The organism is Paraburkholderia sp. FW306-02-B, from assembly GCF_058782725.1.
Window position 1 is genome coordinate 748,468 of the sequence record NZ_JBYSXZ010000001.1, and the last position, 23,212, is coordinate 771,679.

The 23,212-nt window shown below is 62.7% G+C and carries 20 protein-coding genes; 9 read left to right on the top strand and 11 right to left on the bottom strand.

The features are described from left to right. Window positions 1–33: 33 nt before the first annotated feature. Window positions 34–1,245, bottom strand: a complete 1,212-nt coding sequence (locus tag AC3WOG_RS03295; protein ID WP_492576653.1) for a glycosyltransferase — start codon at window positions 1,243–1,245, stop codon at window positions 34–36. Beyond that, complete coding sequence (locus AC3WOG_RS03300) at window positions 1,242–2,738, bottom strand: O-antigen ligase family protein (RefSeq protein WP_492576654.1); 1,497 nt, start codon at window positions 2,736–2,738, stop codon at window positions 1,242–1,244. The genes AC3WOG_RS03295 and AC3WOG_RS03300 overlap by 4 nt, the downstream gene beginning before the upstream one ends. A 269-nt stretch (window positions 2,739–3,007) precedes the next feature. Between AC3WOG_RS03300 and AC3WOG_RS03305 the strand changes: the two genes are divergently transcribed. Next, complete coding sequence (locus AC3WOG_RS03305) at window positions 3,008–4,303, top strand: acyltransferase family protein (protein ID WP_492576655.1); 1,296 nt, start codon at window positions 3,008–3,010, stop codon at window positions 4,301–4,303. A 39-nt stretch (window positions 4,304–4,342) separates the two neighbouring features. On the opposite strand, the gene AC3WOG_RS03310 is transcribed toward AC3WOG_RS03305, so the two are convergent. Next, window positions 4,343–5,548 (bottom strand): glycosyltransferase, encoded by a 1,206-nt coding sequence (locus AC3WOG_RS03310; RefSeq protein ID WP_492576656.1) that lies wholly within the window; start codon window positions 5,546–5,548, stop codon window positions 4,343–4,345. A gap of 323 nt (window positions 5,549–5,871) precedes the next feature. Here AC3WOG_RS03310 and AC3WOG_RS03315 point away from each other — a divergent pair, with 323 nt between their 5' ends. Together AC3WOG_RS03315 and AC3WOG_RS03320 are read left to right on the top strand one after the other, a co-directional pair. Then, on the top strand, window positions 5,872–7,125 hold the full coding sequence (locus AC3WOG_RS03315) for an oligosaccharide flippase family protein (RefSeq protein WP_492576657.1): 1,254 nt from the start codon (window positions 5,872–5,874) through the stop codon (window positions 7,123–7,125). Then, window positions 7,125–8,198: a glycosyltransferase gene (locus AC3WOG_RS03320; RefSeq protein ID WP_492579704.1), complete on the top strand. Its 1,074-nt coding sequence runs from the start codon at window positions 7,125–7,127 to the stop codon at window positions 8,196–8,198. The genes AC3WOG_RS03315 and AC3WOG_RS03320 overlap by 1 nt, the downstream gene beginning before the upstream one ends. A 65-nt stretch (window positions 8,199–8,263) precedes the next feature. On the opposite strand, the gene AC3WOG_RS03325 is transcribed toward AC3WOG_RS03320, so the two are convergent. The 8 genes from AC3WOG_RS03325 to AC3WOG_RS03360 form a co-directional block, all read right to left on the bottom strand. Further along, window positions 8,264–9,223, bottom strand: coding sequence for a hypothetical protein (locus AC3WOG_RS03325; RefSeq protein WP_492576658.1), 960 nt, complete (start codon window positions 9,221–9,223; stop codon window positions 8,264–8,266). An 85-nt stretch (window positions 9,224–9,308) separates the two neighbouring features. After that, window positions 9,309–9,881 (bottom strand): hypothetical protein, encoded by a 573-nt coding sequence (locus tag AC3WOG_RS03330; RefSeq protein ID WP_492576659.1) that lies wholly within the window; start codon window positions 9,879–9,881, stop codon window positions 9,309–9,311. Between the two features lie 365 nt (window positions 9,882–10,246). Beyond that, entirely contained in the window at window positions 10,247–11,074 is an 828-nt protein-coding gene (locus AC3WOG_RS03335) for an ABC transporter permease (protein WP_492576660.1), read from the bottom strand. A gap of 38 nt (window positions 11,075–11,112) precedes the next feature. Next, window positions 11,113–12,366, bottom strand: coding sequence for an ABC transporter permease (locus tag AC3WOG_RS03340; protein ID WP_492579705.1), 1,254 nt, complete (start codon window positions 12,364–12,366; stop codon window positions 11,113–11,115). Between the two features lie 37 nt (window positions 12,367–12,403). Further along, on the bottom strand, window positions 12,404–13,459 hold the full coding sequence (locus AC3WOG_RS03345) for an ABC transporter substrate-binding protein (RefSeq protein ID WP_492576661.1): 1,056 nt from the start codon (window positions 13,457–13,459) through the stop codon (window positions 12,404–12,406). A gap of 1 nt (window position 13,460) precedes the next feature. After that, the gene (locus AC3WOG_RS03350; protein ID WP_492576662.1) at window positions 13,461–14,642 is read right to left on the bottom strand and encodes an ABC transporter ATP-binding protein; all 1,182 of its coding nucleotides are present in this window, start codon (window positions 14,640–14,642) and stop codon (window positions 13,461–13,463) included. A 32-nt stretch (window positions 14,643–14,674) separates the two neighbouring features. Next, a complete protein-coding gene (locus tag AC3WOG_RS03355; RefSeq protein WP_492576663.1) occupies window positions 14,675–15,838 on the bottom strand; it encodes an aromatic ring-hydroxylating oxygenase subunit alpha in 1,164 nt (387 codons plus the stop codon). 182 nt (window positions 15,839–16,020) lie between these two features. Next, window positions 16,021–16,947 carry a LysR substrate-binding domain-containing protein gene (locus AC3WOG_RS03360; protein WP_492576664.1) on the bottom strand — a complete coding sequence of 309 codons (927 nt, stop codon included), beginning with the start codon at window positions 16,945–16,947 and terminating at the stop codon, window positions 16,021–16,023. 264 nt (window positions 16,948–17,211) lie between these two features. On the opposite strand from AC3WOG_RS03360, the gene AC3WOG_RS03365 reads away from it, so the two are divergent. The 6 genes from AC3WOG_RS03365 (at window position 17,212) to AC3WOG_RS03390 (ending at window position 23,209) form a co-directional block, all read left to right on the top strand. After that, the gene (locus AC3WOG_RS03365) at window positions 17,212–18,570 is read left to right on the top strand and encodes a flavin-containing monooxygenase (RefSeq protein WP_492576665.1); all 1,359 of its coding nucleotides are present in this window, start codon (window positions 17,212–17,214) and stop codon (window positions 18,568–18,570) included. Window positions 18,571–18,624: 54 nt separating this feature from the next. Continuing rightward, window positions 18,625–19,077, top strand: a complete 453-nt coding sequence (locus AC3WOG_RS03370) for a RidA family protein (protein WP_492576666.1) — start codon at window positions 18,625–18,627, stop codon at window positions 19,075–19,077. Further along, a complete protein-coding gene (locus tag AC3WOG_RS03375) occupies window positions 19,074–19,751 on the top strand; it encodes a DUF1028 domain-containing protein (protein WP_492576667.1) in 678 nt (225 codons plus the stop codon). Before AC3WOG_RS03370 ends, AC3WOG_RS03375 begins: the two co-directional genes overlap by 4 nt. After that, on the top strand, window positions 19,744–20,907 hold the full coding sequence (gene argE, locus AC3WOG_RS03380; RefSeq protein ID WP_492576668.1) for an acetylornithine deacetylase: 1,164 nt from the start codon (window positions 19,744–19,746) through the stop codon (window positions 20,905–20,907). The genes AC3WOG_RS03375 and argE overlap by 8 nt, the downstream gene beginning before the upstream one ends. A gap of 155 nt (window positions 20,908–21,062) precedes the next feature. After that, on the top strand, window positions 21,063–21,269 hold the full coding sequence (locus AC3WOG_RS03385; protein WP_492579855.1) for a hypothetical protein: 207 nt from the start codon (window positions 21,063–21,065) through the stop codon (window positions 21,267–21,269). Window positions 21,270–21,772: 503 nt separating this feature from the next. Beyond that, window positions 21,773–23,209, top strand: a complete 1,437-nt coding sequence (locus AC3WOG_RS03390) for an NAD-dependent succinate-semialdehyde dehydrogenase (protein ID WP_492576669.1) — start codon at window positions 21,773–21,775, stop codon at window positions 23,207–23,209. The last annotated feature ends 3 nt before the right edge of the window (window positions 23,210–23,212 follow it).

The following is a 23,212-nucleotide window of genomic DNA, read 5'->3' on the forward strand; positions in this document are numbered from 1 at the left end:
GCCAGCCGGCGACGGGGTGCAACGCGCATCCCGTCACTGGCTATGCTGAGCCGCTTCTCGCAGAGCGGTGAGCGTGTGCTCGCGCGCGTCGACGCTGCCTTGGGTTTCAAGCAGCGCCGTCAACGAGCCGACCATGGTTTCGACCCGAAAGCGCGCATGGAAGGTGCGGCGTGCCTGCGCGCGCATGTTCGCGCGGGCCGCGTCGTCGAGTTCGTACCAGCGCACCAGATTCTGTTCGGTGCCCTCGACGGTGTCGGCGGCAACCAGCCCCGCGCCATCCGCTTCGATCTCACGCCAGACGTTGACCTTATCGGAGATCAGCGCCGGCAGCCCGCAGCCGAGCGCTTCGGCAACCGCTACGCCGAAGTTCTCCTGGTGCGACGGCAGAACGAACACGTCGCTCGCGTGAAACGCGCCCCACTTGAGATCGCCTTGCAGCATGCCCGGCAGGCTGACGCGGTGTGCGACGCCGGCCGCTTGTGCCTGCGCGCGCAGATGCGCGACCCAGCCGGTCTCGTCCGGTCCCGCGACGACGAGGTGCAATGCCGGATCGCGGCCGGCGATGCGCGCGAATGCATCAATCAGCAGATCGCAGCCTTTCTTGGCGTGCACGCGTCCGAGAAACAGCACGATGCGTTTGCCGCGCAAACCTGGCACGGCTTGCAGGAACGCTTCACGTACAGACTCGGCATCGAGCGGCGGCACGGTCGTGCCGAACGGCACAATCCGTTCATTGGCCCGATATAGCCAGAAAGATTGCCGGGCGCGCGTGCGCTCTTCTTCCGTCGTGAAGATGACGGCGCGTGCGTCGCGCAGTACACGGTATTCGGCCCACGGCCAATACAACCACTTCTTGAGGTGCTTGAGCGGATACGCCTGTTTGAACCACGGATCGAGCATGCCGTGAACGTACACGTAGTAAGGCACCTCGCTTCTTCGGAGTGTCTTCCACGCGGCGAGGCCGTGGTATTGCCATAAGCCATGGACGATGACCGCGTCGAAGCGGCGCGCGTTGGCGTCGAGCCAGGGCGCGAGCCGTGCACTGTAACTGTAGCGGCTGGGAACGGGGCCAAAGGCGTGGACCGGAAACGGAAAGGCCGCGAGGTACGCGTCGCCCGGCGCATCGCAGGTGGCCACTTCGATATGGTGTCCGGCTTCTTGCATCGCTATGCCGCTGCGGCGCACGCCTTCTACGGGGCCGCCGGCACGTGGATCGACGCTTGCGAGCAGGTGGAGAATTTTCATCGGACGAGATTCGATCGGTTGACGCTGCGCGTCGACGGTGTACCGGCCGCGAGCGGTCCGAAGCGGCCGGACCCAGTCGCGGTGCTTGCCGGGCGTGAGATACCCAAGGTCGTCGCAAGATCCGCGCGGCCCGTGCCGGGCTGGATCCTGCCCGGCAACTCCGGCAGGGTGGTCGCCAGGCGCACGCGCGGCGGCGTGCGAAAGCGCTTCGGCCGGGCCGGAAGTGCGCGTTGCAGCCGCGCATGCGTGGCGATCATCAGGCCGAGCGCGATGCCGAACACCAGTCCCGAGAAACGCGGTCCGAGCGGATTGCCGCCTATCGACGTAGCCGGCAGCGCCGCAAACAGCATGATGGCTCGCCCGAGTACGGGAAGCATCGGCGCGCCCGGCACGGCTGCACGCCAGTGACGATAGGAGAGGAAACACATCGCCAGCGCGATCAGTACCGCAACAGGCATGCCGATGCCGAACAGCAGCCCGCCCGCGAACAACTGATACACCCAGAAATTATGACCGGCGGCCCATTCCCTGATCGCATAGAAGTCCTTCTCGCTGATCTGACCGGCGAGATCCGGCAGGTAGGCGGGGGAGTAGCGATAGTAGTGCCCGAAGCCTGTGCCGAATAACAGCGTCTCGGGCGACTCGGTCACCTGGTCGTACTGATCGCGCATTTCGGCGAGGCGCGTGATCGTGGTCGGATCCTTGCCGGAGGGGGTTACCTCCGACGCAAAAATACGCTGCGTCCAGTGCTGGGTGACGGTTGGAAAGCTCAATACCGCCACGCCTGCCACGCCGGCGATCACCGCGCATGCGATCAGGCTGCGCGCCATCGCGCGCCAGATCTGCTGAATGGTCGGCGCGCACAGTCCCATGGCGATCAGGAACAGCAATACCGTGCCGACCAGCAAGCTGCGTGTGACGCTCAGCAATTCGACGATCACGCTGAAGGCGAATACGGAGACGGTAAAAAAGGAAAAGCGTTTGGCGACGACGAATTCGTGCAGCAGCACGCCTTGCAGTCCCAGCAGCGTGACGGAGATGATCCGGTAACGGACTTCCTCAAGACCGCCTGCCGTCGCCACGCCATAGACGCAGGTGAAAACGAGGCTGATGGTGTTGGCAACGAACAGGGCTTTCTCGAACTGCGAGATTCTGTATTCGCTCCACGGATGGCAGGCCACGATGTAGCCCAGCAGGAACAGCAGGAACGGCAGCAATACCCGCAGATAGTTGCCGGTGTCGTTGTCCTGCATCAGCTGGGCGACAATGCTGCCGAACGCGCACAGCATCACGCTAGCGGTGACGAACCAGCGCAGGCGTGAGCGTTCGTGAAAGCGTGGTGCAATCAGCGCCAGAGCCAGCCCGGCGGCAAGCACCGGGAGGACGAACACAAACTGGGCGAAATGGCCCGTGTTCGCGTCGGTCGCTTTGTAGTCCAGCGCTAGCGGTAACAGAAAAATCCATATCCACGGCGTCGCATACTGATGGCGCATTGTTGATCCTCCCCGGCGCCGTTGGTCTATACCAGACGGTCTCGCTTCAAGTCATTGTGGGGGAATATCCTCGCTTGCCAATTACGCCTACCCGTTTCGTCGCCGATTGCCTGGGTTCTGGCGACAGAGGAAAGGTGGACTGTTGCAAGACGCCCCGGATCGCCGTCAGGTTGTCGGGCAATGCCTTGAAGTTGGCGCGCACGCGCGCGTTGCGCCACCGAAGATGCAAAAAGGGACATCGGCCCGCGGGTGGCGACAGGGAGAACAACATGAAATTATTCGGCGGGGCGGGACCCGCAAGAGCCGGCAGGGCAGTCGAGCTCGATTTCGTCCGCGGTATCGCGATTATCGCGGTGATGGGGTTTCACTTCCACACTGTTCATACCAACAATTTTCTACTCCAGATTATTGAGTACCCACTGAAAAATTTTGGACGTGAAGGCGTGAATCTGTTCTTCACGCTGAGCGGTTTTCTGGTGGGCGGCCTCCTGCTCAGGCAGTACGCCGAAAAAGGCCACGTCGACGCAAAGCGTTTTATCATCCGGCGTATTTTTCGCATCTGGCCCGCGTATTACGTACTGATCGTTTTCCATCTGCTGGCTGGCCGCCATCCGTGGAATACGTTTCTATGGCAGAACCTGACCCATCTTCAGAACTATCTGGGTACCTCAATTACCCAAACCTGGAGCCTCGCGGTCGAAGAACACTTTTACCTGGTCCTGCCGGCGCTGCTGTTGCTGTTCGCCCGCTGGCGTCTGGGGGTGTGGACCATCGTCGGCGTGCTTTCCGCTATCTGCGCGGTGGTGCTCACCGCGCGCTGCTTCGCTGTCGCGGGTGGCGACCTGCAAGGCGCCTTCGCGTACACGCAATACCGGATCGACAGTCTGCTGGTCGGCGTGATTCTGTCCGCGATCTACTGGATGAGACCGGGCGTCTATCAGCAGTTCGCAAAACGCAAATGGATGCTGGTCGCGATCGTCGCGGTGCTGTGCGCGTGGCTCGCGTTCGCGACGAGAAATCTGGCGCTGGACGAAAGCATCGGCTATACGATTCAGGCGCTCGGTTTCGCCGCCTTGCTCGTGCTGGTGCTCGAGCATTCCGGATCGCTGCGCTCGTCGATGGTCTATCGTGCGGTTGCCTGGATCGGCCTTTATTCTTACGGCATTTATCTATGGCATTCGCTCGCGCTCGCGCCCGGCGATATGCTGATTCGCAAAGCAACCGCGCTCGGCCTGGCGCCGAGCCTGACGTGGATTGTCGCGCTTGCCGCACAGTTCGCGTTTGCCATCCTGATCGGTTACGTGACAACGCGCGCGATCGAGTTTCCGTTTCTACTCATGCGCAACGCACTCTTTCCGGAAAAGCGCAGCAGCGCGGTGCGCGAACAGGTGCTTGCCGCCGGTGACCAGCCACCCCGGCGGCAACGGCCTGCGCGGCCTGTGCGGCCGGTCACCGAGGGAGCCAGTTCGACGGCGACAGTCGAGCCTGCTGCCGATCCGCGCATCGCGGTGCTTGCCGCGCGGCGCGCTACCGAGCCGGGAGCGGGCGGCGAACCGGCCGGCTGATCGCGCCGGCGTGTGGTGTGCGGATATGGGTTGGCCGGATCAGGCCATCTGCTGAAGCAAGGTCTGCTTGAACTGCCCGAGCGTATGCCGGGACAGCAGATCTTCGCGGGCGGACGGGACGGCCTCGGGCGCATGCGGCCACGAGGTCGCGATCTCGGTGATGGCCTTGCCTATCGATGCCGAGCTCAGGTCGCTCAATATCGGCCCCAGTTCACAGCGCCGGCTGAACCAGCCGATCAGCCCGTCTTCCGTCGCAATCACCGGCTTGCCGAAGCGGTACGCCTGCACGAGCACACCACTCATCCCGTAGTGTCCCTTGTAGCCCAGCCAGACCGCGTCGCAGGCGGAGAACAGGTCGCGCTCGATGTCGTTGGCGATGAACGAGTCGAGTATCAGCGGCGCGGGTGTGAGGCTGCGGACATGATTGCGCATGAAATGGCGCGTGCCGGCGTCCTGCTCACCGGCGACGATCAGCGTGGGTGCATTGTCCAGACGCGCTAACGCTTCGACGAGTTCGTAGATGCCTTTGCGCTCGGTAATGGCGCCGTACACCAGCAGGTAGCGCTGCGTGGGGTCCAGTCCGAGCCGTTCGCGGGCGAGAACGGGGTTTTCCGCCCGCTCGTCCGGAAAGGGATCCGCGACATAGGCGACGGCCGCGCTTGCCCTCGATGCGCGGTGCGCTGCCCATTCCGGCAGCGTGGGATCGATGGTGAGCAACGTGCGCAAGCCCTCCGTTCTGATTGCGCGTTTGAAGAGTTGCGCCTTGATCGCATTGACCAATGGACGATCCGGCGCTTTGATGCCGACCTTGTGATGATGAAAGGTCGAGCGCATCGTGATGCCGATCCACGGCGTCTTGCGGAATGGCGAACCGAGAAACGGCAGCGCATAGAGAAAATAATCGACGTAGGGAACGACCACCAGCCTGATCGGTTGCGCGCGGCTGACCACCTTATGCACGCGCTTGAAATAGCGGTGAAATCGCCAGTATTCGTTGGGGTCGCGCAGCAGGCCGCGCGGCCGCTCCTCGGGATCGACAAACGCGATTTCCATGTCAGGCCGGTTGGCGGCGACGATCTGTCTGGGAAGCCGATGATCTTCGTTGGCGCATTCGGTCGCGAGGATGCACGGATACCCGGCTTCCGCACAGGCCTGCATGGTCCACTCGACATAACGCCAGCGATGGCCGGTGAGATTGGGCTCCACTATCAGGACGTAGTCTTGTTCCATCGCGTCGGTTGGCATGTGCGTTGCGGAAAAGGCACCAGGACGGCGAATCTCCCGCGCCGCTAGAAGAACAACGTTAGCACCGCGGGCGTGAGTGAACCCGTCAATTTGACCTGTTCTGTGGGTAAACGTACTACAACGCAATAGCTTCGGCTGAACCGGCCTAGCTGATGGCGGTTGTCGCCGATTCTCTCGCGGTAAGGTCGTGCATAGAGTTCGATGAAAGCGTCGCCAGCTTGCTGGTGCACCTCACTAATTATGCGCCGGCGGCATAACGCAGCGATTCCGTTGAGTCGTTGCGTAGCCGAGTCAACGGCGTGCCGATTCGACGGAGAAATAGCTTGCGGGCGATCAGGCTTCCGGCGTTCTCGATAGCGGCCAGCTTCGGTGCGAGCGCGGCGACTTGGGTACTGTTGCAACAGTTCGTCGTGCGCGGACTGGTGGCGATCAAGTTTCTTGCGATTGGCCGCATGCTCGGACCCGCGGCGATCGGCAGCGTGAGCGTGGCATTGCTTGCGGTAGCGATAGCCGAAGCGTTGTCGGACACCGGCCTCGCGCAAGCGGTCATTCAAGGTGAACATCCGCCGACGCGTTCGCAACTCGGCGCGGTGTGGACGACCCTGACAGCGCGCGGTGTGCTGATCTCGCTGCTGTTGCTCGCGCTGGCGCCGTTGCTGGGCAGTCAGTTTCACCTCGACGGATCACTCGTGTTGCTGCAGCTTGCCGCGGCGCTGCCGTTGTTGCGGGGCCTCGCGTCGCCTGCTTATTTTGTCGTGCAGCGCGAGCGGCGCTTCCAGCATATCGCCGGCGTCGAGGTGGCGGCGGCATTTGTCGATTGCTCGGTTGGGCTTGGCCTCGCGTACTTTGGCGCCGGCGCGGCCTCGGTGCTGCTCGGTCTGGTCGCCGGCGAAACGCTGAAAAGCACGCTGACCTGGCTGACGATGACGCCGCGCCCGCCGGTGCGCGCGGTGTGGTCGGGCATCGGTCAATACGTGGGCTTTAGCCGGTGGATCTGGGCAAGCAGTGTCATCAACCTGCTGTTGAATCAGTTCGACAAGGTGGTCGTCGGCAAGCTGCTCGGCCCGGCGCAACTGGGCAGCTATCAAATGTCGTCGAGACTCGCTCAGATGCTGCTGGCCGACGCGGCGATCGCCATGTCGCAATATCTGTTTCCCACGTTTGCAGCGCATCATCGCAGGAACCCGCGCGCCGCGTCACGGCTGATCAAGATCTATCTGCTGGTGATCGCGTTGGGGCTGGCGGGATTCGTCGAAGCGCTGAGGCTGATTGCGCAACCGCTGTTCTCCCTGATTCTCGGGGCGGCGTGGTTGCCCGCGGTGCCGCTGTTCAGAATTCTGGTGATCAACATGGCGATCGGCGCGTTGATTGCGGTGCTTGTCGCGTATCTGCGCGCGGTGGGTGACGCGAAGGCGACGGTGCATGCCTCGGCGATTCAGGTCGTCGTGCTGCTAGTCAGCGCGCCGCTTGCGACGCACTGGTGGGGTGTCACGGGCATCGCGTGGTCGATGACACTCGGCCTTGGCTGCGCCGCGGCATGGATGCTGTTTCGAACGCTGACTGCAAGGACTTCATGATGCGCGTCTTTCATCTGGTTCTGGCACCACGCCTGTCCGGCGCCGAAGTTCTCGCGAAGGATCTCGCCATCGATCAGCGCGCCGACGGCACGGCGGTTTGCGTGGCATCGCTGTTGCCGTCGCATGCCGAATTCATGCCGCTGCAGGACGAACTCCAGGATCACGGTGTGCTGTGCTGGTTTCCGCGGCGGCGCCATCGCGCCGCCCGCAAGCTGTGGAATCTGTTCTTCGCGGTGCGCCGCTTCCGCCCGGACGTGATTTTCGCGCACGCCACGATTCCGTCGTTTTACGCCCGCGCGTTGCCGCTTCGCGTCCCAGTCGTCTATGTGATGCATTCGGCGACCAACGACTTCGAGCGCCCGCTGTTCCGGCGCGTCGAACACATCCTCTCGGGACGCGCCCGGGCCGTGATCGGTGTGTCGCAGCAAGGCGTGACGGACTACGCTCAGGCAATCGGTCCGCATCCGTCGATGATCGTCGTTCCCAATGGCGTGGACCTCGCACGGTTCGCGTTCACCGACGGTGTGGAGCGTAGCGGCCGCGCGCCGCAGATCGTGCAGATCGGCAGGTACGCGTCGGTGAAGAATCAGCTTCTGACGGTGCGCGCGTTCAGCGAGGTGCTCAAGCAGGTGAAAGACGCGCGCCTGACGTTGTACGGTGTGGTTGAAGATCCCGACTATCAGCGTGCGGTCATCGACCTGGTGGACCAGTTGGGACTCGCGCACTGCGCCGTGGTTGCCGGACCGCGCACCGATGTCGCGACCGTGCTGTCGGAGTCGAGCGTTTTCGTCATGCCGTCGCGCTCCGAGGCGCACAGTGTGGCGTTTCTTGAAGCGCTGGCGTCAGGCATCCCGATCGTGGCCAGCAAGATTCCGTCGTTTGCATTCGCGAACGGATTCCCGTGCGTGCAGCTTGTCGAGACCGACGATGCAGAGCGCTATGCGGACGCCATTGTTCTCGCATTAGGGCAGGCGCGGGCGCAACGCTCGCTCGCCGGTCTGACGCTCCGGGATACCGCCGCCCGCTACCGGGCGATTGCGCATCAAGTGTGTCTTGCTGTGCCGGCTCAGTAGTCCCAGTAGTTTTAGTTTTGCGGCCGGTCGCAGTCCTGCCTGTCCGCGCATCGATCGATGACGGCTCAATGATGGATTGCCGGATTGCTTTCCTCGTGCGGCGGGGCGGGCGCGGGATCGGCCGGCGCTGCGCTCGCGAGTTCCGACTCCCGCATTGCATGCTCGACGAGGCGCTTCGCTTCTCCACTACTCGAATCGACTGACAGCGCGGTGCCGGCGTTGTGCCAGACGCATGCCCACTGCGCGATGTATTCGCAGCCGCGCGCGACGCTGAGCAGCGAGTCGCGCTGCTGTTCGCGCTCGCTCAGCGTAGAGCGCATGCGTAACGCGTCGAGGTTGTCCGGCTGCGCGGCGATGGCCGCTTTGAGTCTTGCTTTGGTCGCCGACAAATTGCTCTGTTGCAGGTCGGCGCGCGCGGCTCGGAGGTGCTTCGAAACGTCGACACGAGGTTTGTCCGGCTTGCTGCTTGCGGTGCGCTTCACGTCGGGCGGCGCCGCTGCCGCTGTCGCGCGACGTGGAACTGGCGGCGCCGCAACAGGCGGCGGCACGGCGGCGGGCCGCTGTGCAATGGCGGCAGTGGCAGCAGGCGGCTTGACTTTCTGGGTCGTCACTCTGCCGGATACCGCCGGGGCGCTGGTGTCCAGGTCGCTGCTCTGTCTGATGAAGCCGAGATACGCGACGAATGCCAGCACGAGAGACAGCACGCCAAGGGCTGCCGACCGGAGCAGCCTTCGATGGCTGGGTATGGTGATGGCCGGCTCGCAGGTCAGATAGAACGAATCGCTTACGGCCCTCGAGGAGGCGTGCCAGGGCTTCGGCAGCGACGGCCGCGTGGCAAGCAACGATTGGGTCGGGCCCAGTGCGACTTTGGTGGACGACGCAGGTGCCGGGCGCACGGCGAGCGAATCGATCGGGCGCGCATGGCACGCAGGGCAGGACGCGAAGCGTCCGGCTAGCGCGGCACCGCAGTGCCCGCATCGGGGGAAATCATGCTGATCGGAAGTGATGTCGCTAAGCATTGCCATGTCGCAAACGGGCGTCGACTGCCGGCGCCGCGGTCAAAAAGAACAAGGCACAGAACAAGGCACGGCAACAGGGCTGCAACGGGGATTACTGCATCACGACGTAACCCCGCGCTTGCATGCATGCCCCATATGCCGCCCAGTACTGTGTCATCGGTGGTTCGGGCGCCGGCAGCGGTGGCAGCTTCACCTCGGGCCCTTGGGCCGTCTGTGGCGCACTGGCCGCCGCCGTCTCCGAGGCGCCGGTACCGGCGCTGGTCGACGATGCCGCAGTCGGTGCAGTCGGTGCGGACGCTGCCTTGTTCGTTGCCGTGGTCGCAGCAGGCGCGCTTGCAGCAGGCGCGGTCGCGGCAGCAGGCATGCTCGCGCCCATAGGGCCCATAGGGGTCGCTGAAAAGCTGCTGGGGGGCAACGGCGGCCGCGACGGGATACCTGTCGACGAGGTTTTCGTCGGCGGGGGTTTGCGCGGCGGAATTTGCGATTCGTGGACGATGTTGATTTTCGTCTGCTTGTTGGCGGTGGCGTAGCACATCGCCGTGTCGATGCTGCGCTGATACGGGCTCTGACTTCGAATCGGATAGATCACCGGCTGCCACGCCTGGGCAGCACTGCTTAACAACAACAGCAGCAGCATTAAACCGATCGTTATTTTGTGTCCCATCGCAGACGCTCCCACAGCGACGTTTCGGCGATCTCGGGTGGTTCAGTCGCCGCTCTTCGTAGGTATGTCTCATGGCAGCCGAACCCGCCGCTAAAAGGCGGCTCACAAACGCGCAGGCTGCCTCTTCAGCGTAACACCGCTCTTTGGCGACGGAATGCGCCGGATAGCGCGCGTAAACGCCATCCTGCAGTCGAATCAGGACATATTTGTTAGTTCGCGGGCGATTTGGCGCAATTTGTAGGGGATATCCCTGGGCGTGGGGCTAAGTGTCGGGGTTTTTAAGTTGCTGTTTTTCAGGGGCTATCAGCGACTTTCCTGTTATCGAAGCTTACATAAGCTCGGCCCCAGGTGGCCTCGATGCGTCGTCAGATGAGTGCTTTGCTGGCGGCGGCCGTGCTGCCGCGCAGCCAGTTAATGCTCGCGAAGAGCAGCACCGCGAACACGATCAGCATCGTCGCCACGGCGAGGATCGACGGGTCGATCGAGTCGCGAATACCGCTCCACATCTGCCGCGGCACGGTTGTTTGATCCGGGCCGCCGATGAACAGAATGACGATTACTTCGTCGAACGAGGTCGCGAAAGCGAAGACGCTGCCGGTCGCGACCGCCGGCGTGATGAGCGGCAAGGTCACGCGCCTGAATGTGACCCAAGGCGTCGCGCCGAGCCCGGAAGCGGCGCGCAACAGACTCTGATCGAACGAAAGCAGCGACGCCGTCACGGTGATCACGACGAATGGCGTGCCGAGCGCCGCATGCGCCAGCACCACGCCGGGATACGAGTTCACCAGGCCGAGCGGCGCGAAGATCAGATAGAAGCCCGCGGCGACGACGACGATCGGCACGATCATCGGCGAGATGATGATCGGCATGATCAGCGAGCGCAGCGGAAACTGCGCGCGCGAAATGCCCAGCGCGGCGAGCGTGCCGAGACACGTGGCGATCAGCGTCGACGCCGCGCCGATGCCGATGCTGTTCAGGAGCGATCGTTGCCAGTCTGCGCTCGTGAGCGCCTGCTCATACCAGCGCAGCGAAAAGCCCTGCAACGGGTAGGAGAAGTACGAGCCCGAATTGAACGAGAGCGGGATGATCGCGAGAATCGGCGCAATCAGGAAGAACAGCACAAGCGCTGTATGCAGCCGCACCCAGCGCGCGGCGATGCGTTCCGTCAGCACCTTGTTGGGTTGATCTTGCATGTGGTTCCTTCGTCGTGTCCGCGTGTTTCGACCGAGTCTCAACCGAAGCGCAAGCGGTCGATGCCGACGATGCGGTTGAACAGGAAATAGAAGATCGCCGTGAAGATCACGAGATATGCCGAGAGCGCACCGGCGAGGCCCCAGTTGAGTTGCGTATTGGTCTGTATCGCGATGAGCTGGCTGATCATCTCGTCGCCTGCGCCGCCGAGCAGCGCGGGCGTGATGTAGTAGCCGAGCGCGAGCACGAACACAAGGAAGCAGCCCGCCCCCACGCCCGGCAGCGTCTGCGGCATGTAGACCCGCACGAACGCGGTGAACGGGTGCGCCCCAAGCGATTGCGCGGCCCGTACGTACACGGGCGATACGCTTTTCATCACCGAGTAGATCGCGAGAATCATGTAGGGCAAGAGCACATGCGTCATGCCGATGAGCACGCCCGCGCGGTTGAAGATGAGCGGCAGTGGATGTGTGGCGAAACCGAGACCCATCAGCAGGCTGTTGATGACGCCGCCCGGTTGCAGCAAAACGTACCACGCGGTCGTGCGCACGAGCAGCGAGGTCCAGAACGGTACGATCACAAAGAGCATCAGGCGGTTGCTGCTTTGCGCAGGCAAGTTCGCGAGCAGCCATGCGACCGGATAGCCGAGCACAAGGCACAGTAGCGTGACCGTGGCGCTGATTGAGATCGTGCGCACGAACGCCTGCCGATAGACCGAAGCGTTGTCCGGCACGAACGCGACCGAGCCTTGCGGTGTCACTTGCGCATCGACGGCCGCGAGCAGATAGTCCGGCGTCGGCGACGTGGCGGCGCGCTTCAGCAAGCGCCAGATCTCCGGCGAATTCCAGCGTTCGTCGAGTTCGACGAGCGCCGGTTTCCACGCGGGCGGCGCATCGGCGGGCAGCTGGCGCGCGGTGCGCATCAGCAGGCTACGGAACTCGGCCTGATCGAAGTTCAGCCGCCGCGCGACAGTGCCGAGCTGTCCGTTTTGCTGCGCCTCTCTGAGCCCTGCGGCGAGCAGGGCGAACGTGCGCTCGTCCGGCACGCCGTGCCCGTCCCACGCATCGAGCGCGCGCGTGAGCGCGGGCATGCTGTCGGACACTTCGCGGTTCTCCACGCTGCGCGCGAGCAGGAGCGCGATCGGCGCGATGAACGTCGAAAGCAGAAATACGATCAGCGGCAGCGCGAGCAAAAGCGCCTGCACCGATGCGCGGCGGCGCGCCTTTTGAAACGACGCGCGGCCGTCGGCTCTCGTCGGAGAGCCCGGGGCCGTGGCTCGGGCCGAAGCGGGCATGTGGGTAGTCAAGTTGGGCTCTCGTCGGACGATGGTGTTACTGCGTCAGCCACACCTGGAAGCGCTTATTGATCTGGTCCGCGTTGTCGGCCCAGAAGTTCGCGTTGATCTGCAAGGCGCGCTTGAAGTTCTCGGGTGCGGTCGGCAGATCGGCGAGGCGTTGCTTGTCGACAAGCGCGATTGCGTCCTTGCGCGGCGGCGCATAGGCGATGTACTTCGACAAATCCGCATACGCCTTCGGCTGCGAAGCGGAGACGATGAATTTCGCGGCGGCGTCGGCGTGCTTCGCGCCCGTCGGAACGCCCCACCATTCGAAGTCGTAGACCTGCGCGTCCCAGACGGCCTTGAATGGCTTGTTGTCCTTCTTCGCAGCATCGTCGATGCGGCCGTTGTAGGCCTGCGTCATCACGACCGCGCCGTCCGCGAGCAACTGCGGCGCCTGCGCGCCCGACTCCCACCACACGATGTTCTTCTTGATGGTGTCGAGCTTCCTGAACGCGCGATCCACGCCCGCGGGTGTGCCCAGCACCTTGTAGACGTCCTTCGGATCGACGCCGTCGGCGATCAGCGCCCATTCCATCGACACCTTCGGCGACTTGCGCAGACCACGCTTGCCGGGGAATTTCTGCAGATCGAAGAAGTCGTTGACAGTCGTCGGCGCGGTCTTGAGCTTGCTCGTATCGTACGCGTAGACCGTGGACCAGACCATGCTCGCAACCGCGCAATCGCCGATCGAGCCGGGGATGAAGTCGCTCGTCTTGCCGAGTGTCTTCTTGTCTAACTTCTGGAGCAGGCCTTCATCGCAGGCGGTGATCGCATCGTTCGTTTCGAGGTCGATCAGGTCCCACGTGGTGTTCTTCGCCTGCTCCATCGCGGAGAGCTTCGCGAGGCCGCCGTCATACGATTCGGTCGAGAAGCCGATGCCGGTGGCCTGCGTGAACGGTTCGAAATAGGCCTTCCTGGCAGCCGCTTCGTACGCGCCGCCGAAGGTCACGACGGAGAGCGTCTCGGCTGCCTGGGTGGTCACGGTGGCAAATGCGAGTACGGCGAGTACGGCGAGTGCGGCGCTTTGTGCTTTGATGAGGGTGCGCATGTCAATTGGCTCCTGCGGGTGCGGTCGTGATGATGGAAGGTGAGAGCGGTGTGGATGCATGGATCACGGGCGCGCTGCGCGGCGCGCTCATCGCGAGAATCTTGCAGTCGTCGTGGCGCCATGCGATCTCGATCGCGCTGCCGGGCGAAGGCAGCGCATGGCGCTGCGTATTGGGCACTTTCACGACGAAGGAATCGCGCGAACCGAGCGCGAGGTGCACGCGATGATGATCGCCGCAATACACCAGTTCGTCGACGCGCGCGCGCACCACGTTGCTGTGTTCGTCGACGTGCGCGCCTTCGGCGCTCGGGATATGCGCGCGTTCGGGGCGCAGCGCGAGCATCGCTTCGTCGCCCGCGCGCAGGCCGGGTTCGCAACGGCCACGAATGACGCTGCCGTCCGAGAGCGCGAGCGTCGCCCAGTCCTCGCCCGCATTGACGACGCGCCCGGTCAGCCCGTTGTTCTCGCCGACGAAGTTTGCGACGAAGGCGTTCTGCGCGTTCTCGTAGAGTTCGCTGGGCGTGGCGGCTTGCTGAATACGGCCATCGGAGAACACGGCAACGCGGTCCGACATCGTCAGCGCCTCGGCCTGATCGTGCGTCACGTAGACGATCGTGAGCGACAGCTCGCGATGCAGGCGCATGATTTCGTATTGCATGGTTTCGCGCAGGCGCTTGTCGAGCGCGCCGAGCGGCTCATCCATCAGCACGACGCTCGGCTCGAACACGAGCGCGCGCGCGAGCGCCACGCGCTGCTGCTGTCCGCCGGAGAGCTGCGCGGGACGCCGGTTCGCCAGATGCGGCAGTTCGATCATCTCGAGCGCGCGCTTCACGCGCATCTTCTGCTCGGCGCGGCTCACGCGCCGCACGGAGAGCGGAAACGCGACGTTCTCCGCAATCGTCAGATGCGGAAAGAGCGCGTAGTTCTGAAACACCATGCCGATGTCGCGCTGATGCGGAGGCTTGTCGTCGAGCCGCCGTCCGTCGAGGCGTATCTCGCCGTGCGTGGGCGATTCGAATCCCGCAAGCATCATGAGCGTCGTCGTCTTGCCCGAACCGGACGGACCCAGCAGCGACAGGAATTCTCCCTTGCGCACGTCGAGGTTCAAGTCATCGACGACGTATTGGGCGCCGTCGTACGATTTGCTCACGCCCGAGAACGAAATGAAGGAAGGGTTTGACATCGTGATCGCGTCCTGTCGATGGTGCGTCGTAATCAATGCGTGCCGAGCTGCGTCGCGGCGATTTTGCTAGCGACATAGCGCGCGAAGTCATAGTTGGGGCGTTCGAGATGGCTCAAGTGACCGGGCTTCGCGAGCGGCGCGTGCACGCCGCGAAAGACGGCTTCCACGCCGCGTTTGTCTTCCGCGTTCACTTCGTCGAGCAGCTTCTTCAACGTCGTCATGTGCGCGTTGGCCTCGGTATCGGCGATGAACTCCGGCGCAAGCCCGCCGCCGAAGCGGATATGCACGCGCTCCACGCCTTGAGGCTGCAGCACGAGATACCAGAAGTAACCCGGCGTGAGCGTGACGAGATGCGTCGGGTAGATCGCGAGCAGCGCTGTGGTCTTGCGCCAATGTCCCGTGAGGCGCGTGTTGTCCGGATGCGCGTTGCCGATGGGCAAGGACGCTTCCTTCGTGATCCAGTGAGTGTTGAAGGCTGGATAGCCCGGCGGGCATTCCATTTCATCGAGCCGCGAATGCGGTCCTACCGTCGCGCGATGCAGCATGGGCAGGTGATAGCTTTCCATGAAGTTTTCCGCGAGGATCTTCCAGTTCGTGTCCCACACGTGCTCTTCATAGAAGGTTTCGATGTAGTCCGACATGCCGTATGCGCCGATGAGCTCGCTCAGTTTGGCGAGCTGCGCGTGAACGGGCGGCGCGTTTTCGTCGAGTGTCACGTAGATCCAGCCTTGCCATTCTTCGCAGCGCACGGCGGGCAGCTTGTAGCTTTCCTTGCAGAAGCCCTCTTGCCGATCCATGAGCGGCGCGCCTTGCAGCGCGCCGTCCAGCGAATAGTTCCACGCGTGATATGGGCAGACGATGCGACGCACGTTGCCGCGTCCTTCGAGCAGCACCGACATGCGATGCAGGCACACGTTCGACATCGCCTTGAGCTGCATCTGTTGGTCGCGCAATACGATGATCGGTTGCGTTCCAATCCGCGCCGTCATGTAATCGCCGGGCACTTTGAGCGCACTGGCGCGGCCGACGCATTGCCATTCACGCTCGAAGATAGCGCGCGCTTCCAGCGTGAGGAATTCGGGCGACGTATAGACACCGGGCGGCATCGCATGCGCATCGCTGAATGGCCGTTCGCAACCCGTCTGCAGTTCGTCGACAAGCGCTTGCACTGCGATCGTCCTTGCCGGGTTGGCCATGGTGTCCCCCTTGATTCGTCACGGTGAGAGCGCGGCAACGCGAGGCTTTGCGGCGTAGCGCTCAACATGGACACCAATCTATCAAGCCAAATTGCAAGCCAAAATATTGTTTTCAGATACAAAGCAAAGCTTTTACCTATGCAGCGTGCGCAGGCTTAAAGCAGACGATCGCGCTTTCCTAATCATGCGTCGAGATGCAGCCGCCGAATATAGGTCTCGCAGAACGACGCGAAGCGATGCACGACCTGGCGCGGCTTCATCGTGCGCGATTGCGCGATGCCGAGCATCGTTGCGTTGACGTTGTCTTTGAAACGCTTAATGACGAATTCTTCCCCATCCACGGTGCGATTCGATTTGAGCGGAAAGTTCAGGAGGCTATAGCCGAGACCGTTGGCCACCATGCCGCGCACGACCTCCGGCTGCGACGAACGGAACGCGGGCACGGGACGGCTGCCCACCGCATCGAAGAGTGCGGCGAAATACTCGCGGCTGTGCGGCAGGTCGAGCATCACATACGGCTCGGGCAAGAGGTCCGCGAGCGATACCTTGCGCGCGCGTGCCAGACGATGCGTCCTCGGCAGGATCGCATAAGGCGGCAGCGAGAGCAGCGGCGTGAAGGCGATGTCCTCTGTCAAGTCGAGGCTGTAGGTGAGGGCAATGTCGAGCGAGCCGTCGTGCAGGCCGCGCAGGAGGCCATCCTGATGCGCCTCGACAGTGCGAAACGAGATGCCCGCGTGCTCGCCCGTGAATCGACTGATCAGCCCCGGCATGAGCGGCGGCGCAAGCGAGACGAGGCAGCCGAGCGCGATGGCGCCCGTCATGCCGCCGTCCATTTCCTTCGCGGTCGTCTGCAATTCCTCCGCGATCTTCAGCAGATTGCGCGCTTGCCCGAGCAGATCGCGACCGGCTTGCGTGAGCGAGAGACCGCTCGCGTGATGCCGTATGAAGAGTTGCACGCCGAACGACACTTCGAGGTCCGCGAGCGCCGTCGAGATCGACGGCTGTGAGATGTGCAGACGCTTCGCGGCGGCGGTGAAGGACAGTGCTTCCGCGGTGACCACGAAATAACGCAACTGGCGCAACGAGTAGCGCAACGGGTGACTCTCCATCGACGACGCTCCGTGTTCAAGGTCTTCAATGGGCGGCATTGTGAAGCGGTCAAAAAGGCTTGCATAGGTAAATCCGATGCCATGCATTTTTTAAATATATTTTTCAGATTCTGAAGGGGCGCGTAGATTTTCACGAAAGACGAACGGACCAGGCGGCAACGCGCTGTTGGAAAACACGGCTGGGTCCGCAACGGTCGCGAGCGCTCGAAGGCCGCGACGCCGCGATCGAATCGAAACATTCCGCCTTTTCAGAAGGACACCGCCATGACAGTGGAAACAACGTCAATCGACACGCTCGTGGTCGGCTCCGGTCAGGCCGGCGTCGCCATGAGCGAACATTTGAGCAAGCTTGGCGTGCCGCATCTCGTGCTGGAACGTGCTCGCATCGCCGAGCGCTGGCGCACGGGACGCTGGGATTCGTTGGTTGCCAATGGCCCCGCGTGGCACGATCGCTTCCCCAATCTCGAGTTCGCGGACTTCGACCCGGACGCATTCGCTTCGAAGGAGCAGATCGCGGACTATTTCGTCGCTTATGCGAAGAAATTTGAAGCGCCGATCCGCACCGGCGTGGAAGTGAAGAAGGTCGTGCGCAATGCAGGGCGGCAGGGCTTCACCATCGAAACATCGGAGGGCACGATCGAGGCCAATCGCGTGGTGGTCGCGACTGGGCCTTTCCAGCGCCCCGTCATTCCGCCAATCGCGCCGCAAGATTCGAGTCTGACGCAGATTCATTCCGCCGACTATCGCAATCCCGATCAATTGCCCGAAGGGGGCGTGTTGGTGGTGGGGGCGGGATCGTCGGGCGTGCAAATCGCGGACGAGTTGCAACGTGCGGGCAAGCGCGTCTATCTGTCGGTCGGAGCGCACGATCGTCCGCCGCGCGCCTATCGCGGTCGCGACTTCTGCTGGTGGCTCGGCGTGCTCGGCGAATGGGATGCAGAGGTCGTGAAGCCCGGCAGGGAGCACGTCACCATTGCGGTGAGCGGTTCGCGTGGCGGCCATACGGTGGACTTCCGGCGTCTCGCGAATCAGGGCATCACGCTCGTCGGTCTCACGAAATCGTTCGATGACGGCGTGGCGACCTTCGAAGCAGATCTCGCGGAGAACATCGCGCGCGGCGACGAAAACTATCTGTCGCTGCTGAACGCGGCCGACGCGTATGCCGAGCGCAACGGTCTCGATCTTCCCGAAGAGCCCGAAGCCCGCGTCATTCCCGCGGATCCGAAATGCGTGACGCACCCGTTGCACGATCTCGATCTGGCGAAAGCCGGCGTGACGTCGATTGTCTGGGCGACCGGGTATGCAGTCGATTTCGGCTGGTTGAACGTCAACGCCTTCGATGAAAAGGGTAAGCCGAAACATCAGCGCGGCGTATCGAAGGAGCCCGGCATCTATTTCCTCGGTCTGCCCTGGCTATCGCGCCGTGGCTCCGCATTCATCTGGGGCGTGTGGCACGACGCGAAACACATCGCCGATCACATCGTCACGCAGCGTAAATACCTGGCTTATTACGATGACTCGCAACGCCAGGCACAGAGCCGCAGCGAGGAACGCGTTGAAAGCGTTGAAAACACATCCGCCGATTCACGCGTCCACAAAGTCAGCGAGATGGGCGTGAATTGATGCGTACGCCTCTTTAATCCGCGATCCATTTCTTCCCAGCATTGAGGTGCATTGATGAGCCAACCTACGCATACCCGTATCCGCATGTTCAACACGAAGGATACGTATCCCAACCAGACGCTCGACAACGATCTTTGTCAGGCCGTGCGCGCCGGCAACACGGTCTATGTGCGCGGTCAGGTGGGCACGGATTTCGAAGGCCGTCTGGTCGGCATCGGCGATCCGCGCGCCCAGGCCGAGCAAGCGATGAAGAACGTCAAGCAGTTGCTGGAAGAAGCGGGCAGCGACCTGTCTCACATCGTCAAGACGACGACGTTCCTGACCGACATCCGCTACCGCGAGCCGGTCTATCAGGAAGTCGGAAAGTGGTTGAAGGGCGTGTTTCCTATTTCGACCGGCCTGGTGGTGGTCGCGTTGGGTCAGCCGCAGTGGTTGATGGAGATCGACGTTATCGCGGTCATTCCGGATGGGTGGACGCCGCCGAAGGCCCTAAGGAGCGGGACATGACATTCTCTATCGTCGGACGTTGTCCGGAATCCGGGCAGCTTGGTATCGCGATCAGTTCGTCCAGCATCGCGGTGGGCGCTCGATGCCCGTGGGTGCGCGCAGGCGTGGGCGCGGTGGCGACACAGAACGTCACGCTGCCCGCGCTCGGCCCGCAGATTCTCGATCTTCTGGAGAACGGGCAACTCGATCCCGCCGCCGCATTGGACCGTGTGCTCGGCGCGAGCGAGTGGAGCGAGTACCGCCAGGTGACGGTGATCGATGACCAGGGTCGCACGGCGTTCTTCAGCGGCAACGAAGCGTTGGGCACGTATCACGCTGTCGCTGGCAAGCAGTGCGTAGCCGCAGGCAACATGCTCGCCGGCGTCGAAGTGATCGAGGCAATGCTTCCGGCGTTCGAGCAGGCATCCGGCACGCTTGCCGACCGCCTGCTCGCGGCCATGCATGCCGCGATGGCTGCCGGCGGCGAAGCGGGGCCCGTGCATTCGGCGGCGCTCAAGATCGTGGGTGACGTGAGCTGGCCGATCGTCGATTTGCGGGTCGATTGGATGGATGACGACCCCATCGGCCAGCTCGACGGTCTATGGCGGGCGTATCGGCCGCAGATGCGGGACTACTTGACCCGGGCGTTGAATCCGACCGCCGCGCCCAGCTACGGAGTGCCCGGCAATGAATGACCGATCCAGCCGTGCGCTGCTCGAACGGCTGATCGGCTTCGCCACGGTCAGCCGGGACTCCAATCTGGACATGATCGAATTCATTCGGCTTTACCTGGAGGAACTCGGTGTCCAGAGCGAGCTGTTCTACAACGCCGAGCGTACCAAGGCGAATCTGTTCGCGACCATCGGTCCGCGTGAGCGCGGCGGCATCGTGCTGTCCGGCCACACCGACGTGGTGCCCGTCGATGGCCAGGCGTGGACCGTCGATGCATTCCGTCTCACCGAACGCAACGGGCGGCTGTATGGCCGCGGCACGGCCGACATGAAGGGTTTCATCGCTTCGGTGCTGGCGGCGGTGCCCGGGTTTCTCGAGCGCGAGCTGAAGCTGCCGGTGCACCTCGCTTTTTCGTACGACGAGGAAGTCGGATGCCTCGGCGTGCGGCCGATGCTGGCGGAACTGGAGCGGCGTGCGCACAAGCCGGCGCTGTGCCTGATCGGCGAGCCGACCGAGCTTAAGCCGGTGCTGGGCCACAAGGGCAAGCTGGCGATGCGCTGTCAGGTGAAAGGCGCGCCTTGCCATTCGGCCTATGCGCCGTATGGAGTCAACGCCATTCAATACGCGGCGCGGATGATCGGCCGTCTGGAAGCGATCGGCGAGCAGCTGGCGCAGCCCGAGCATCGCGACGAGCGATTCGATCCGCCGTTCTCGACCGTGCAGACGGGCGTGATCAAAGGCGGCCGAGCGCTCAACATCGTGCCGGCCGAATGCGAATTCGACTTCGAAGTGCGCGCGCTGCCTGGCTTCGACGCAAACCAGGTAGCCGACGAGTTGCGGACCTACGCCGAGGCCGAGCTGCTGCCGAAGATGCGCGCAGTGAAGTCCGACACCGACATCCGCCTTCAGCCGCTCTCCGCCTATCCGGGATTGGCCACATCGCCAGACAGTAAAGCGGCGCGTCTTTTGGCGCTGCTCAGCGGCTCCATTGAGTTCGGCACGGTCGCATTCGGCACCGAGGGCGGGCTTTTCGATCAGGCGGGCATTCCAACGGTGGTCTGCGGACCCGGCAGCATGGACCAAGGTCATAAGCCGGACGAATTTGTCACCGTCGAGCAATTGCGCAATTGCGATGCGATGCTGGCTCGCCTGGCAGACTACGTTTCGGCCGCGTCCTGAGACGTATACATCGAGGACGCTGCCGTGGCGGCGCGCCCTCAAATAGCGAGGCCATTGTCTCGCGCCAAAGTAAGACGATCCGCAAGACCACTCAACTCAAATACTTTCGAATGCCAGGCATGGCGATTCAGTAGACCGAACACGCCTAACCATGCATGGGACGGGAGTACGGCGCCGAAGCGCCAACGCAAATTGCTTTCGCCCCGTACGTTTCCGACTATTCGCGCTATCTGCCGGAGAACGTGCGCATCGCATCGACGTTCTGGGCGACCTACCTCGGCTGCACGATCGGCTCGCCAGAGGCGGGATCGCATTTTCTGGACTATTTGCCGGTGGCTTCGCCGGATAAGAAGCATGACTAAAGATTTTATCGGAGCGCTCAAATCGGACCTTCTTGTGGATTGCACTCGTCTCCTTAGTGGTTTGCCAGATGCAGTTCGATGGACGGCATTGTAGGGTTTTACCGTCTTTCAAAATATATTGCCGAAAATACAATTAAGCAATTAAATTTGCGTTGTGGTTTTCCACATCTGTCTGCTGCAGCTGTTGCCGGGTCGCGCGGCGATCAGCACAGGGTCCGTCGATCGGGTTTCCTGCTCGGGGCTCATGTGATCGTTTTCCCCTACCCGACGACTGACCGACGCGCATCCACAAAGCTGCAACCCGTCTGTACGGCACCACATCCGCCTCTTCCCTCCCGCCGCCTGCCGTATGCAGCGGGTTGCACTTCCTTGACACGCAACAAAAATTGCGTAGTATGAGTAAAGCAACATTAATTGCATAAAGATTGATATCCAGTTGCCAGCCACGCCTGGATCGCACTACGGGCGTCACGCAGCGGCAGAGAACAGGAGGAGTGGGAGTCATGTATGACAAGTTCGGTTTATTCATTGGCGGCGAGTGGCGTTCCACGCGGGGCCATGGCTCCGCAGAGGTGATCGACCCTGCCACGGAGGACGTTCTCGGCCACATACCCCAGGCTTCGGTCGAAGACGTGGAGCAGGCGATCGATGCGGCGGCTACTGGCCTGAAGCTCTGGCGGCAGACGCCTGCCTGGACGCGTGCGGACATCCTGCATCGGGTGGCCGATGAAATGCTCCGGGCGACAGAAGAGGGCGCACGGCGCATCACGCTCGAATCCGGCAAGCCGCTCGTTCAGGCGAAGCGGGAATGGCAACTGAGCATCGACCAGTTTCGCTGGTATGCCGAAGAGGCGCGGCGCATATATGGACGGATTGTGGAAAGTCGCGTTCCGGGTGGCCGGTTCGAAGTCCTGCACGAGCCGGTCGGGATCGTGGCAGCCTTTACGGCGTGGAATTTTCCTGCGGTACTCATTGCCCGCAAGGTTGCGCCAGCGCTCGCCGCCGGGTGTTCGATCATTGTGCGTCCGTCGACCGAAGTGCCGGGTGTGGCGATGGTCATCTTCGAGTGTTTGCGCAAGGCTGGTGTGCCGGCCGGTGTGGCGAATCTCGTGAGCGGTCCGACCTCGACGACCTACGCCACACTCGTTGCCTCTGCTCAGGTGAGAAAGATCACGCTGACCGGCTCGACATCTGTCGGCCAGCAGATGATCCGCGATTCGGCACAGACGCTGAAACGCGTCAGCATGGAACTGGGTGGGAATGCACCCCTTGTGGTGTTCGATGACGCCGATCTTGAAACCGCTCTGGATCTGGCCGTCGCGACAAAATATGCAAACGCGGGGCAGGTGTGCGTCACGCCCGACCGCTTCTATGTCCAGAAGGGCATCTACAACCGCTTCGTTGCCGGTTTCAGCGAGCGTGCCAAGGCACTGCGCCTCGGCAATGGGCTCGACGATGCGACGCAGATGGGGCCGCTTATCAATCAGCGCCGACGCGAGGCCATCGAGTCGATCGTGGCAGACAGCGTCGCTCTCGGGGCAAGCGTCGCAGCGGGAGGACACCGTCCGCCAGGGTTCGGGAATGGCTTCTTCTTCGAACCGACGGTGCTGTGCGACGTTCCTCCACAGGCACTGGCGCTAGCTGAAGAGAATTTTGGTCCGATCGCTGCGATCACTCCATTCGGTGACCCAGAGGACGCCTATAGCTGGGCTAACGATTCCCCATACGGCCTGTCCGCCTATGTATTTACAAGGGACCCGGGGCGAATCCGGGAAGCGGTGTCACGGATAGAGGCGGGCATGATTGGTGTGAACAGTTTCGCACTCGCGGCAGCCGAAGTGCCGTTCGGCGGGATCAAATCGAGTGGCATGGGACGGGAAGGCGGAGTCGAAGGTGTCCTTGACTTCATGAACGTCAAGCTCGCGCAGATCGCAGTCTAGGAG